General features: G+C 60.1%; 8 protein-coding genes and 1 pseudogene. 7 read left to right on the forward strand and 2 right to left on the reverse strand.

The features are described from left to right. Positions 1 to 381 precede the first annotated feature (381 nt). Positions 382 to 1,518, forward strand: coding sequence for an HNH endonuclease (locus ABVB68_RS13160; protein ID WP_353601139.1), 1,137 nt, complete (start codon positions 382 to 384; stop codon positions 1,516 to 1,518). A 566-nt stretch (positions 1,519 to 2,084) separates the two neighbouring features. Here the strand turns inward: ABVB68_RS13160 and ABVB68_RS13165 are convergent. Next, the gene (locus ABVB68_RS13165; protein ID WP_353601140.1) at positions 2,085 to 2,978 is read right to left on the reverse strand and encodes a WD40 repeat domain-containing protein; all 894 of its coding nucleotides are present in this window, start codon (positions 2,976 to 2,978) and stop codon (positions 2,085 to 2,087) included. 1,263 nt (positions 2,979 to 4,241) lie between these two features. Between ABVB68_RS13165 and ABVB68_RS13170 the strand changes: the two genes are divergently transcribed. The 3 genes from ABVB68_RS13170 (at position 4,242) to ABVB68_RS13180 (ending at position 7,713) form a co-directional block, all read left to right on the forward strand. Then, entirely contained in the window at positions 4,242 to 4,520 is a 279-nt protein-coding gene (locus ABVB68_RS13170; RefSeq protein ID WP_353601141.1) for a hypothetical protein, read from the forward strand. 309 nt (positions 4,521 to 4,829) lie between these two features. Next, positions 4,830 to 7,082, forward strand: coding sequence for a protein kinase domain-containing protein (locus ABVB68_RS13175; RefSeq protein ID WP_353601142.1), 2,253 nt, complete (start codon positions 4,830 to 4,832; stop codon positions 7,080 to 7,082). A gap of 127 nt (positions 7,083 to 7,209) precedes the next feature. After that, positions 7,210 to 7,713, forward strand: a complete 504-nt coding sequence (locus ABVB68_RS13180) for a hypothetical protein (protein WP_353601243.1) — start codon at positions 7,210 to 7,212, stop codon at positions 7,711 to 7,713. Here the strand turns inward: ABVB68_RS13180 and ABVB68_RS13185 are convergent. After that, entirely contained in the window at positions 7,655 to 8,461 is an 807-nt protein-coding gene (locus ABVB68_RS13185) for an IS5 family transposase (RefSeq protein ID WP_353601143.1), read from the reverse strand. The two genes, ABVB68_RS13180 and ABVB68_RS13185, sit on opposite strands and share 59 nt — an antisense overlap. Positions 8,462 to 9,506: 1,045 nt before the next feature. Here ABVB68_RS13185 and ABVB68_RS13190 point away from each other — a divergent pair. From ABVB68_RS13190 to ABVB68_RS13200, 3 genes and pseudogenes are all read left to right on the forward strand, one after another. Continuing rightward, positions 9,507 to 9,917, forward strand: a complete 411-nt coding sequence (locus tag ABVB68_RS13190) for a DUF4357 domain-containing protein (protein WP_353601144.1) — start codon at positions 9,507 to 9,509, stop codon at positions 9,915 to 9,917. A 161-nt stretch (positions 9,918 to 10,078) separates the two neighbouring features. Then, positions 10,079 to 12,913 (forward strand): DNA methyltransferase, encoded by a 2,835-nt coding sequence (locus tag ABVB68_RS13195; protein WP_353601145.1) that lies wholly within the window; start codon positions 10,079 to 10,081, stop codon positions 12,911 to 12,913. A gap of 123 nt (positions 12,914 to 13,036) precedes the next feature. Continuing rightward, positions 13,037 to 13,234: pseudogene (locus tag ABVB68_RS13200) on the forward strand (ABC transporter permease); the annotation flags it as partial. Positions 13,235 to 13,643 lie beyond the last annotated feature (409 nt).

Here is a 13,643-nt window from a genome sequence, read left to right on the forward strand (position 1 = left end):
AGCGTGCCCCTGTGATCAGTCGGCGCGGCTCCGTACGACATCGTTCCCCGCGCTGTCGTACGGGGCTACTTACTGTCCTGGCCCACTTGGTCGGCCTGCCGCTCGGCCGGGACCGGCGCCCCAGCGCCGCAGCCCGGACGAAGCGGCAGGCCGACGGGTGACATCAGCCTATGAAGCTTGAGTGTTCCCGCCGCGCTTGCAGGGTTGACCTGGGACGAAGCGGCTTCGATGCCGCGTCGGTCGTCACCTCAGTGCCCGACGCTCCCCGTGGCTCCCCGTACGGTCCGGCACAGGTCTGGCACGACGACTCGGTCTCGAGGTAACCGCTGGGTGTGGCTGGCGCAGTCCCGCTGTCAGAGGCGTCCTCTACAGTCTCCGCCCATGACGAGACGGTCATTAACGGATGCAGAGGCCCGTTGGGCACTGCAGATGGTTCGTTCCGGCAAGATGACGCAAAAGCAGGTCGCAGCGATACTCGGCGCGACGCTGTCGAGAGTCAATCAGTTGGTCAACGGGCGGACCTACAAGCATCTTCACGGCACGGCCGGCACCAGGACTTCCGACGGCGGTATCCGGTACGGACTCGATGAGACGCCGGAGCGCCGCTTGTGGCGGGAGGCGAAGTTCTGGGCGCGGGTAGATAGATCCGGGGGTGCCAACGCTTGTTGGCCGTGGATTGGCGGTACGCCCAACAATTACGGACAGACGGCTGCTGGGCAAGGCATGACCGGATCACCGCTGGCGCATGTGGTTGCGTTCACCCTAGCCAAAGGCCTGCCCAAAGCGCCGGACTGGGCGCTCGTATTGCGACACTTGTGCGATTACAAGCCGTGTTGCAATCCTGCTCACCTCAAACCCGGTACTGTTGCGGAAAACATCGCTGACCGGTGGCAAGCCCACCGTGAACGCCGCACTGGAGCCCGGGATGTGGCCGAGCCGGTAGCGGCCCCCCTCGATGGCTGGATCATTGCAGTGGGTGACCTCACTGAACTGGACCGCCTTGCTCGTGTCTCAGAGTTCCACGCCCGCGTGGACAGCTCTGGTGGCCCGGACGCCTGTTGGCCGTGGATCGCACGATCCCGGCACCGTTTCGGTTACGGCTTCATGCGGTTCGAGGGACAGGCCACCGTCCCTGCACACCGCATCGCGTATGTGGTCGCCCATCGACTATCTCTCGCTGATATTCGACACCAGGTGATCAGGCATAAGTGCGCGGACGAGACTCACAGGAACAATTGCAACAATCCGGCCCACCTCCTAGCTGGGACGCAGGCTGAAAACATCGCCGATAAGAAGACGCATGGGACAATGCCGTTAGGGGAGCGGCACCACATGGGTCGGCGCTACGCCGACTCGCTGATAGCCGAGCTACGCGAGCGCTATTGGCGTCCGAAGGGGAAACGGCCCACCATCACGGCGCTCGCCGCAGAAGTTGAGGCGCCGATCGGCGTTGTGAGCAAGTGGCTCAAGGGCGCCTCTCGCCGTGAAGCGGGCGGTCCAATCGCCCCTGAGCAGTAGCCAGTCGCCGGGAATGGACATGGGACACCGCTGGCCTGGAGCCAGAGAACTTCTGACCCTGCGTTTTGCAAGGGATCTTGTCTACTAAGTTTCGCTGCTCAGGAGCGGTTGGCGCCTGCGCCTGGTGGTCGTCGTTTGTCGTCATTGCCACTGTCGAGCGGCTCCGGACACCTAGTGACGGCCCAGCTTAGGGCGCGCTCAATTGACGACCAGCACCCGCGACGCACGCCGCCCGGCCTCAGCCGACGAAAGTCAGCCACGGCGGCGGGCGCGCTGACCGAGCAGGTGCGCTATGTATCGCTTCACCCCCACTGGCCTCCGCAACGGCGCAGTGCCGTCGACAAGCACCGCCTGTCAGCTATATGTCGTAGGAACTGCGCAGATTCCCGCTTTTAGGAGAGAGGCTGGGTGATCTCGCGCCTGAGCTGCGGCTTTGTTGGCCGAAGAAGCGGGAGGCTACTCGACCGCAGCGCACCAGTGTTGGCCGTGGCTGATCCCTGCATCTGGCACGGTTGTGGCACGACCTCAGCCGACGACAGTCAGGCGTGGGAACTCGAATATATTAGTCATGACCAAAGTTCGACTTCTCTCTGCCGAGCGACAGCAAGAATTGAGGAGTCTAGCGAAAAGGCCACCGACGAAACGTCGCCAATTTTCTTTTGATAGACCAGACGTCGATCGATTAGGCTGAAAACAGAAACTCCTGAACTATCAACGCAGGCTAGATGTCCATTCAATGAGAATGTGACACTATGGGTATGCGCTCCCCCAAGTACGGCCTGTTTTAGGCGGCTCGGATTGCTGAAATCGAGGATCTCAACTCCCTTCCAGCCGGCGCACGCCAAAATTTTGCCACCCTGATCAAATTGCAACGCGTTCACTTGACCAGTGCGGCAAGGTGCTTCGAAGATAGGAGTAAACACCGATGGGCTGTCGTTAAGATCCCTAACAGAGGCCACGGACACCATGTCGCCTCTGGCCCAGGCCATCATTTGGCCATCTGAAGATACCGTGAGCGCGGTCAGCTTGTCGCGTCTGTGCTCGGCGACAGATAAATCCACAGGAACATGCGCGACTTTACTATCGCTTGGCAGGGTGAGTCGGATACCGGAACTTGTGGCACCGCTAACGACAGTCCCGTTGTCGGATATCGACAACAGTTCTTCCCTAGGTGGGGATCCGGTGACTGAAAGAGGTGAGCCAAGGGTAAGCGAAACTTGGTACCCGTTGGACTGCTCATCTCGACACCAGGCGGTCAATGGGTCGGCCATTCGGGTGCAAGCGAATCGGCGACCGTTCTCGGAGAAAGTGAAATGAGTGACATTTCCCGATCTCCTTTTCCTTGGATCCAAATTGAACGGCTGGACTATTTCAAGTTTTTCGACATCCCACCCCAAGACGTCGCCGTCGCTTAGAGCGACAGTGAGGAGATCGTCGACTGTGGAGAAAGAAATTGCCACGATCAGATCGTCGCAATGGATGCTGGCCAGATATATAGGGTTTTGATTCCGCCTCGCCAGAAGGACTCGCATCGCCAGAGGCAAGTCTGGCTCCGCTGGGGCACGAAAAGTTTTTAGGATGGGTGGTTCCCGGTCCGGTCTGTGAGGCTGCTGAGCGAGTGACCTGCTAGGTGGCAGATGGCCTCGGGGTGGATTCGAAGAGGAACTGGCGGGAGTGCGCTGAGCCTGGCGTGCGTCTTGAAGAGTGTTCCAGCGCTCGCGCCACGGATCGAGCGCTGGATCCCGACGGCTTGGCGGATCGACCTCGTGGCCATCCTCGAACGCCATCAGAGCGCGTACGAGCCATAGGAGACGGTCGATAGTCTGCGGGGCTCGCTTGCCAGCAAGGACCTCGCTGACTGGACCCTTTGCCATCACGGAAGTACCAGGCATCACCCTAGCCCCCCACTTGATGATGCGGTCCATGGAGGGCATACCAGCCTGACGCCGCAAATCGCGTAGTGCCATGCCCAATTCTCCGCACGCCCGTGAGTAGGGTGTGTCCTCTGCCGCAGCCATGTCCCCCCAACAGTCTCGACACTGGACTGTAGCGTCGAACAGGTCGGAACGACCCAGGACATTGCCGAACAGTGATTCAGTATGTTCCGGGATGACCCGGCTTGGTCTGACAGGGCACCAGTTTGTTCCATATGTGCTGGTCAGGGGCTTACAGGCGGTCAGGATGGTCGCATGACTCAGATGATGTCGCCTCAAGCAGGTTCCGTCCCTGAACGTTCGGAACCAGATTCGTTCCTCTCCCTGCGCACCACGGTCCTCCTTCTGGCAGCCATGTTCCTGGGCAGTGTCGTGGGCCTCCTCAGCTATCTGACAGGCGTTGGCATTGCAAGCGCGCTTCTTGCCGGCCTTACGAGCGCCGGGGCATGCCTACCCGCGCTCAACTCCTTGGTGGGCCATCATCGGTGAGTCGTGCAACGGCTCTCGCTCGTTGTTTCTCCGGTGGGCCTCCTGTCATGGCCAGCCGTGAGGACGCGTCGACAACCACCGGCGCTGGCCGCGCGGCCAGTAGCCGGTCTACTGATCACGGGTCTCGCTGACCAGCGGGACTGACGAAGCCCACGGCTCTGAACTGCTCGGATGCTGTGGGCTTCTGTCGTTGTCGGTCGGCGTCGGGTGGCCTTGGACGGCCCAGAGACGGCCCAGGGCGCTGGTGGCGCCGGGAACCCGCGAGGAAGCGGTGTCGTAGGAATCGGCTACGTTGCACGGATGACTGACACGGATCCGCTCGTGCCGGCACTCACCGGCCTGCTCGTTGACATCGTTTGGTGGCTGGAGAGCTGCGGGGATGAGGAAGTGGATCCGGACTCCGCAGTGAAGATGATGGAGAGCGTGGGCTGGGTGCTGCTGCAACTGCCCTCAGACCAACGCGAACGACTCCTGCACGTGCTCGCAGCCTTGGCCGAAGCGGAGCAGGATCCTGTGAGGCGCGAGTTCCTGCAAGCATTCCCCGGCGCTATCGGCATGGTCGAGGGCGAGGAGAGCTGAGCACGAGTCTGGCTGCTGGGAGCTAGTTCAGCCACAACTGATCACCGGCGGCCGTGACCTGCGGCCGCCTACCCGATCACCGCTCTGACCTGCTGCCGAGCTGTCGGCACCTGTCGACGTTGGTCACCATTGAGCGCCCTTCCACGGCCCAAGGACGGCCCGGGAGGGCGTTCTTACCTGGGCACCGCTCCAGGAGCGACCTCGCCCTGGGGCTAAGTCGAGATCGTTTCGCACGGAACCGTCGCAACCGCACAAAGATGCGCCGGGGCGGCGTTAAGATCCAGCAACCTACGTCACTGAGGGGGGCCTGTGGGGCTTGCACTGGCACTGGCAGTTGGTATCACTTCCTACCGCGACAGGTGGACCTCTCTACCCAGTTGTGAGCACGATGCAGATCAAGTGGCCGAGATCCTTACGATGCCAGAGTACGACTTCTCGGTAACTCGATTGGTGAATGAGGAAGCCACTAAGACGTCTATCTTGCGGTGGCTAGTTGAAGCTCGCAATTCCGGAGCAGACAAGATCCTGTTCTATTTTTCAGGGCATGGCGCTTCCACCGATCTCGGAACCTTCCTTGTGACCCATGACAACAGGGAGTTCGAAGAAGGCATTCCGCTTTCTGACATCCTGAGAATCTTGGAACCTTCAGAGGAATCAAGTACGCAAGTTCTTGTGCTGTTGGACTGTTGCCATGCAGGCGGTGCGCTTACAGGAAAGGTCAAGCCGACTCTCCGTGTTGAGAACCTGAAGAACGCCGAAATTACGCAGGCTGTGCGGCAAGTGAATCCCTCTTCTGCCGTTATCGCGGCCTGTACTGAAAACCAGGTAGCTTGGGAGGTTAGTAACCTAGGCCATGGCGTATTCACCTACTACTTGATCTCTGCGCTGGCTGGAGCTGCAGCAGACCATGTAGGCCTGGTAACTGCTCACAGCGTCTATAGCATAATTTCCCGTGGGATGTCCGAGCGTGAGGGCCGAGATCAGCTCCCTGTGTTCGGTGGACGTGTCCAGGGCGAGTTGGTGATCGGTCGGGGGTTCACGCCACAACTGGCACCTCCCAGGATTGAATCGGAATATGCGCGGTTCGAGGCGGAGGCCCAAGAATTCCTAGACGGCTACAATCATTTTAAGTCTAGGTACGATATTTCTTCGTGGCGGACGGATGGCCACTATGCTGCGTCCAGGAGGCTAGAGCACATCTCGACGTGGTTCGATGAAAAGGATAAAATTCAAGGCCTCCCGACCCGCCCTCTCTACAAGCAAGCCAGAGACACGCTCACTAGATATCAGACAGAACTCGGCCTGATCGAAGTGGGCACTAAAATGCGGGAAGGGGTCGTTGAGTCGCAGATTGGTGCAGGTGGATTCGGAACTGTTTGGAAGGTTCAAGACGAAGAAACCGCGGACAAGTCCTACGCCTACAAGGTTTACCACCCGTACGAACTCCACGACCGTGAGAAGGTGAAGCGCTTCCGGAATGGGTATGAAGCGATGAAGCTGCTCTCGCACCCGCGAATCGTGAAGGTGTCTCGATACAGCACATGCCCGACTGGGTTCGTCATGGACTATGTGGACGGCAGTGACTTGCGAAAACTCCGCCCATCCACATTCATGTCACCTAGTGACATCACAAACCTCCTTCTGGAAGCAGCGGAAGCAATCGAGCATGCACACGATCACGGCGTAATTCATCGCGATATTAAGCCCGAGAATATTGTCTGCAGGTATACCGAGGACGGCGTCTATCGCCCCTATCTGACAGATTTTGACCTGGCGTGGTTCAGTACTCAAACCCAGAGAGCCACAAAGAGTGCTATGGGGGTTGTATATTATGCTGCGCCTGAGCAGTACATCTCCTTTGACCCGAGGGCTGCGCACAGTCGGAATCCTACTCTGGATGTCTTCTCGTTTGGCCAGCTAATGTTTTTCTGTTTCGCTGACCGTGACCCCGACCCGCTCAACATCGCAGGTAATGCAGATATTTTGTCTCGCAAAATAGGCGCATTGTGCCCCAATGAGGCGGTCGTAAAATACGTTTCGCTGTACGAGGGCTGCACGCAGTTCGAGCCGAGGGAGCGAATTCAGAGCTTTTCAGAAATCGTCGCGAGGTTGCGAGAGATTGGCGCGGAACTAGAGCACACCGATCTCGAAAGAGTGTTGACGAACTCTCAGTACATCAACGAAGTAATCTACCAGTTGACACACGAGATTCAGCGACGGCCTGACATTACGTCCTTCACAAATGCTTCGGGTAGTTGGCAGGCTTCAGTGGAGTGGAAAGAAAAGCCTAGAGGGAAGGAGTTTCATCCTCTTCTCATGCTTCGTATCGAGTCAACGAGTCGCGCATCCCTGGAGAACGTTAAAAATGAAAAAATGCGGAAGATCCTTAATCGAAGAGTGGAGCAAGCGATAGCGGCCGAGAAGGGGAGGGCGCGTAGATTTGATGGCAAAAAGGGAACCTATGAAGTGTTCATAGAGTGGTTCCCGGATCGCATGGTGCGTAGTGACGCGATAGACCTGGCAGAGACTCTGCGCAAGGTGTTTGGGACCCTTGAGTCATAGTCTGAGAGGTCGTTCTCTTTCCGAACCTTGTGTGTGACTTTTGCTGGTCAGACATGAGATCGCGGCTGTCGCGGGAGTCTCGGTTCGTTGCTGGCTGAGATGTCGTGGGGGGTGGCGGGTGGCGTCGATGCGGGCGGTGTTGGAAGCGCGGCAGAAGGCCGCGGCGGTGCGGGTGGAAGACCTCGAAGCCGAGCTGGAGCGAGTGCGGGTGGCTCTGGCGGAGGCAGAGGAGGTGCTCAGGCGCCGGGTGATCGGCCTGGAACAGTATCTGGAGGCGCTGGCCGAGGGGGATGCACCCGCCGTGGCCGTCGTCGTGTCGCAGACGAAGCCGGTAGGTCCGCGCCGGGCGGTGCCTCACCGCCAGGACGCGGCCGGAACCGAGGTGCTGTCGGTGGACTACCAGGCGTTGATGGCCGCCGCCCTGGAAGCGGGAGCCGATGGGCTGGGTGCCCGGCAGGCGGCGGTGGTGCTGGGCTGGGACAGCGCCTCCGCCTCCCGTGTCGAGGGAGCGCGGGCGCGGCTGAAACGGCTCGTGGAACGGGGCTGGCTGGTCGAGGAGAAGCCAGGCAGATTCACGCTGCCCGCGGCGGAGCAGGACGCTGCTGCTGGGCGGCCAGGCGGCGGCTCATGAGCACGGTCATCAACCACAGGACGACGCTCTCGCTGGTGTCGGCGCGCCGTTCGTAGTCACGGACCAGGCGCCGGCTGCGCAGGAGCCAGGCGAAGGATCTTTCGACGACCCAGCGTCGGGGCAGGACCTCGAAGCCGCTGACGTCGTCGCTGCGGCGGACGATGTCGAGGACGACTCCGAGGTGCTGGACGGTCCAGTCGGTGAGGTGGCCGGTGTAACCGCCATCGGCCCAGACCCGCACCAGCCGCCGGAAATGATTCTTCGCCGCGGGCAGCAGGCTGCGGGCGGCGTCCCGGTCGGTCGTGGACGCCGGCGTGACCAGCACGGCCAGAAGCAGTCCGAGGGTGTCGGTGAGCAGGTGCCGCTTGCGCCCGTTGATCTTCTTCCCGGCGTCGAAGCCCCGCCAGGCGTGGGTAACGGTGGCGTCCGCCTTCACCGACTGCGAATCAACGATGCCTGCGGTCGGCTCCGGACTTCGGCCCTCAGCTGTGCGGACGGTCTCGCGCAGCCGGTCATGCAGTTCGGCCTCCAGCCCCGAATCCCGCCAGCGGGCGAAGAAGGCGTAGACCCGGTCCCACGGCGGGAAGTCGGCGGGCATCGCCCCCCACTTGATGCCGTTGTCGACGAGGTAGCGCACGGCGTCGATCATCTGCCGGTGGCAGTAGCCCTCCGGCCGGCCGCCCCGGCCTGCCAGCCATCCAGGCACCGGCAGCAGATCGCGCACCAGTGCCCACTCCGCATCGCTCATGTCCGAGTCGTATCGGGGCCGGCGCTCCGGCCGGTCGACCGCGTTCCCGAACCGATGGGCGAGGCAGTCACACCCAGGAGTGGACGAACTGGACTCGGCGACCAAGACCACGCGACACTTCGACAACAGGGCCTCTTGCTTCTCGCTGGATTCGACAACCGCGAGCTACCAAGAGGCCCTTCTTCCATGCATCTGCACCGGCCGACTCACCCGAACCAGGCCCTTGTTCGAACCCCTCCGACCACACGGACGGATAGAGAACAGCCAGTCAATGGATGGTCAAGTCCCAGGTGCGGCGCACCGTACACAGCCGGGCCGGCCAACCGCGAGCCTGCGCCTAGCTCTGTATGCCCGCACCGGGGCGGCTGGGCCACGGTCCAGGCCCACGGTTTACGTGCGGCAGGTGGGCGGCGGTGCTGCCAGTTGCGGCGCGAGGCAGTCGGGAAAGACGTCCTGGGCGTGTGTCGGAGGTGTGTCGCGAACTCTGAGAGACAACGAGAGAGGGCGGGAGTCAGTGAGACTGACTCCCGCCCTCTTCTGTCGGCATCCGCCCTGGTCAGCGCTTGATTTCTGCTGATCCTGGGCGAGTGCCCCCGGCAGGATTCGAACCTGCGCACACGGCTCCGGAGGGCTCGTGAGCTCCTGACATCGATGCTGGTCGGGGTGCTGCGCGTGGCGGAAGCGTCTAGCTCGGTCCACAAATGGTCCACGCCTCCCACATGCGCCGGTGCGCCCGGTCATGCGGCGCAGTTGCGTTCTGACAGAGGCCGCTGGTGGTGAGCCGTGACAGGCACGCCTCGCATGCGTCGAGCACACCTCATGACGTGCCTACACACCCAGTCGTATCAGGACGCGTGACCGCCTCAGCTGCCCACTGCAGAGATGATCAAGCGATCCCCGATATGGGACGCATTCGATCAGCTTCGGACTTTTGTGGGCAGCTTCCGTCGATTCAACCCCCCTGCTTGCTGTTCTCCTTGAGTGCTGGCAGGCTCAGATTCAAGAAGCGGTTCCGGTAAGCGGAATCCGATTGAGAGGGGGGGCTATGCCCACGCTCAACATCCACTTCGAGTCCGAGATCATGGCTCACTTGGCGAAGGCGTCCGCCAACGACACGATCCACCTCAGCGTGTCGCTGGGAGGAGGGGAAGAAGCGGCAACACCAAAGCCTGTTGTCCCTCGTGGTCCTTTGGCTGACCTAATGAAGGCTGACTTGCTGGAGGCCGGCGCGGTCCTCACCTTCCACCAGCCGCGCGTGGACCGGCGGGGTCGAGCGGTTGTCACCGGGGACGGTCAGCTGATTGTCGACGGCCATCCCGCGCCTTTTCCGTCTCCGTCCAAGGCGGCCGCGGCCGTGACGGGTAACCCGATCAACGGGTGGACGCTTTGGCATCTCGAGGATGGTCAGACGCTGGACGACCTTCGAAAGGTTCTCAAGCGCAAGAAGCAAAAGTGACATAATACCGCTGATCGGTGCGGAAGTAACATTTCGCCTCGCCTCCTGGCAGTTCGTGACCAGAGCGACTGCCAGGCAGGGGCCCTGCTTCTGTCCCGCTGGCGGGGCCCACTTGACGCGGAGCAGTGCCAGTTGCCGAGTTCATCCCTTAGCCTGCTCGCATGGTGACCCGTGGATCTGAGACCCTGCGCGCGCAGCTCGACACCTTCGTCAAGTACCGAAAGGAGCATTTGGCAGGTGACGAAAAAGGCGAGGCTCAGGTCTTCCTGGACCGCCTCTTTCGAGCGTTCGGGCATGAAGGGGTCAGGGAAGCGGGAGCCACCCTGGAAATGCGGATTAAGAAGAGAGACCAGAAGGGAACCGCATTTGCCGATTTGATGTGGAAACCTCGATGCTTGGTCGAGATGAAGAAGGTAGGAACGAATCTCAAAAGGCATTACAGGCAGGCTTTTGACTATTGGGTGCAGGCGGTTCCCGATAGACCACGGTATGTGATACTCAGTAATTTTGATGAGTTTTGGATCTATGACTTTGATCAACAACTTGATGAGCCTGTAGATCGTGTTGCGCTAGAAGATCTGCCGCAACGTTCCGACGCGTTTGCTTTTCTCCTTCCGTACGAAGAAAAGCCTATCTTCCGTAATGATCTCGTCGCTGTAACTCGGGAAGCGGCCACCGATGTAGCGCGAGTTTTCAAGCAGATCCATGCTCGTGGCATTCCGCGAATGAAAGCCCAACTGTTCACGCTGCAGTCCGTGATGGCGATGTTTGCCGAAGATATAGGGATGCTGCCCACCCATTCCTTTTCAAGAGCGCTTGACGAGTCCGCAACAGGCAGTGACGCCTATGATCTTCTTTTTGGCCTCTTCCGTGAGATGAATACGCCGGGCTTCACTCCTAGCGGACGGTATAAGGGGACGCCATACTTCAACGGCGGCTTGTTCGCCGAGGTATATCCTGTTGAGCTGACAACCGATGAACTCAACGATTTGCGGCATGCTTGCGAGACAGATTGGTCGGCGGTTCGTCCAGAAATCTTTGGCACCCTATTCGAGGGTTCCATGGACGAAGGGGAGCGGCATGCTCAGGGTGCTCACTTCACCAGCCAAGCGGACATTGCAAAGATCGTAGGTCCGGTCATTGTCAACCCTTGGCGCGAGAGGGTCAGTCAGGCTGGCACAATTTCCGAACTCGAAAGTCTGCTTATTGAGCTGAGTCACTATCGGGTCCTGGATCCGGCGTGCGGCTCGGGTAACTTTCTGTACGTCGCCTATCGCGAACTCCGCCGTATCGAGCATGAGATCAAGACCCTGGTTGCCGAAAGGCGACGCGGGCGTCATGCGGGTCAGCAAACCATCTCGTACGTGCCAACAGATCACTTTTTCGGCCTAGACGTCAATCCATTCGCGGTCGAGGTAGCTAAAGTCACCATGATGCTGGCCAAGAAGCTTTCGACTGTTGAACTGGAGGACCACCAAGAGGTGCTGCCGCTCGACAACCTTGACAATGTGATAGTTGCGGCCGATGCGCTCTTCTGTAAGTGGCCCCAGGCCGACGCAATCATTGGCAACCCTCCGTATCTCGGTCGCAGAAAGATGGTTGCGGAGCTAGGTGCCGAGTACTGCCAGCGACTGTTGAGGGAGCACCCAAACGTTGCCGGTGTGTCTGACTTCGTGACCTATTGGTTTCCGTTGGCGCATGACCATTTGCCCCAAGGTGGGCGCGCAGGGATGGTTGCTACTAAGACTATTCGGGAGAATGACTCCAGGAAGTCGAGTCTGGACTACGTCGTAGATAATAACGGAACCATTTTTGATGCGGTGTCGAGCCAGCCGTGGTCAGGGGACGCAGTCGTGCACGTTTCCTTGGTCAATTGGGCGAAGGGGATCGATGTGCATCCCAAGGTCCTTTGGTTGAATGATGGGCAATTGCGTCTTGAGGTAGACGAAATCTCACCCACCCTGCGGCCTGGCTTTGACGTTCGTAAGGCTTGCGACTTGAAAGCGAACGCGAAACCGCAAGTCTGCTTCCAGGGGCAAACGCCCGGGGTTACCAAGGGATTCGTAGTTGACCGCACCACTCGGCGTGGAATTATGCGTGACGCGCAGGCTAAGAATACTATTCACCCGTTCTTGGGTGGTCGAGAGATGCTGCGCGACACATCGATTGCGCGTTGGGTTATCGATATCGAGGATACGGATCTGTTGCGGGCTGAATCTCGGTATCCGACCCTCATGCGGCATTTGGAAGATTCGGTGCTGCAGGAACGGGAGAAGGCCGCAACAAAGGAGAAGGTGAGGAACGAGAAGGCCGTCAAGGCCAACCCTAAGGCTAAGGTGAATAAGCACCACGCAAACTTTCTCGCCAAATGGTGGAATTTGTCCTACAGGCGCAGCGACATGCTCGAAGCGATTTCACCTCTAGACAGGTATCTCGCCACCTCGCGAGTGGCGAGCGTAAATCGACCTACGGTTTTCACCTTTGTCGACTCAGGCATTCGTCCTAGTGATTCTATGACGATCTTTGCCCTAGATGATGATTACTCATTCGGTGTACTAAGCAGTGAATTTCATGGTGCCTGGGTTAGGGCTCGGTGCTCATACTTCAAGGGCGATCCCCGCTACACCTCTACGACCGTCTGGGAAAGCTTTCCCTGGCCGCAGTCACCGTCTCAGGCTCAGGTTAAGGGTGTAGCTAAAGCGGCTGCCGAGATTTTGCGGTTGCGTCAGAGCTATCTGGATCAGGGAATCCCCCTAGAGCGACAGTACGCCTCTTTGTTGCGCCCGGGGCAGAATGAGTTGAAGAATCTGCACGAACAGCTGACCGAGGCCGTGCGTAAAGCCTACGGCTTCACTAAGGCAGATGATTACCTTGCTCAGCTGTTCGCACTGAACCAGAACCTATCCGAGACCGTAGAGGAAGTGCGTGGACCTGGAGCAAAGGGTTTCAATGGCGTCCGTTTGACGGACTATAAGATTCTCCCGCCGATTGGATGAGAGGTCTCAGCGGTGAGCCAAGTGAGCTTCCGGCAGTGATAGCAGCGCTGACCTGACCTGAGTGCCGGTGCCCCGATCGCCTGAAGGGACAGAGCGGTCGACGGAAGCTCGGAAGCGTGGAGGGCGCCGGCGACCGGCGCCCGGCCCTCCTACGTGCTGTGGCAGGTACGGCTGCCCCTGCTGCTGCCCTCGCTCACCGCCGCGGCCGGCCTGTGCTTCGCCCTGGCCATGGGCGAGCTGAGCGCCACGATGATGCTTTACCCGCCCGACTGGACCCCGCTGCCCGTCTTGATCTACGCGGCCACCGACCGCGGCGCCCTCGGCCGTGTTCCTGGGCGGCCATCCGCCGGGGTCCGGCGCCGGCCGTTGCTGTCCGGGGCTGTTGGTGTCAGACGTAGTGGGCAGACTTGACGCATTCGCCGCTCACCTTCAATCCCAGAAGCCGTGAGCGTCCATGAACTGGATCAAATGAGCCAGGCCGTGTTGTGTCATGTAGCGCCGCATGATGTCGCGCGGCGGCCAGACCCTATGGTAGGGATTCGCGCAAGGGCCGGCGTACAGGCCGCCACCAGGGCCGTTGTTGGTTTCCTGGGCGGGGGCCGTTCTCGTGCTCTGTTCTCCGTGACTGACCGTGGCCCACCGCTCGATTGGGCACGGCAGGGGCACGGGCTTCGGGAGGCTATGCCTTGTCGGCGGTAGGCTCGGCGGCTTCTGCGTTCTGCTGCACGGG

The organism is Streptomyces sp. NPDC096012 (assembly GCF_040426375.1).
In the GTDB taxonomy this organism is placed as follows: domain Bacteria; phylum Actinomycetota; class Actinomycetes; order Streptomycetales; family Streptomycetaceae; genus Streptomyces.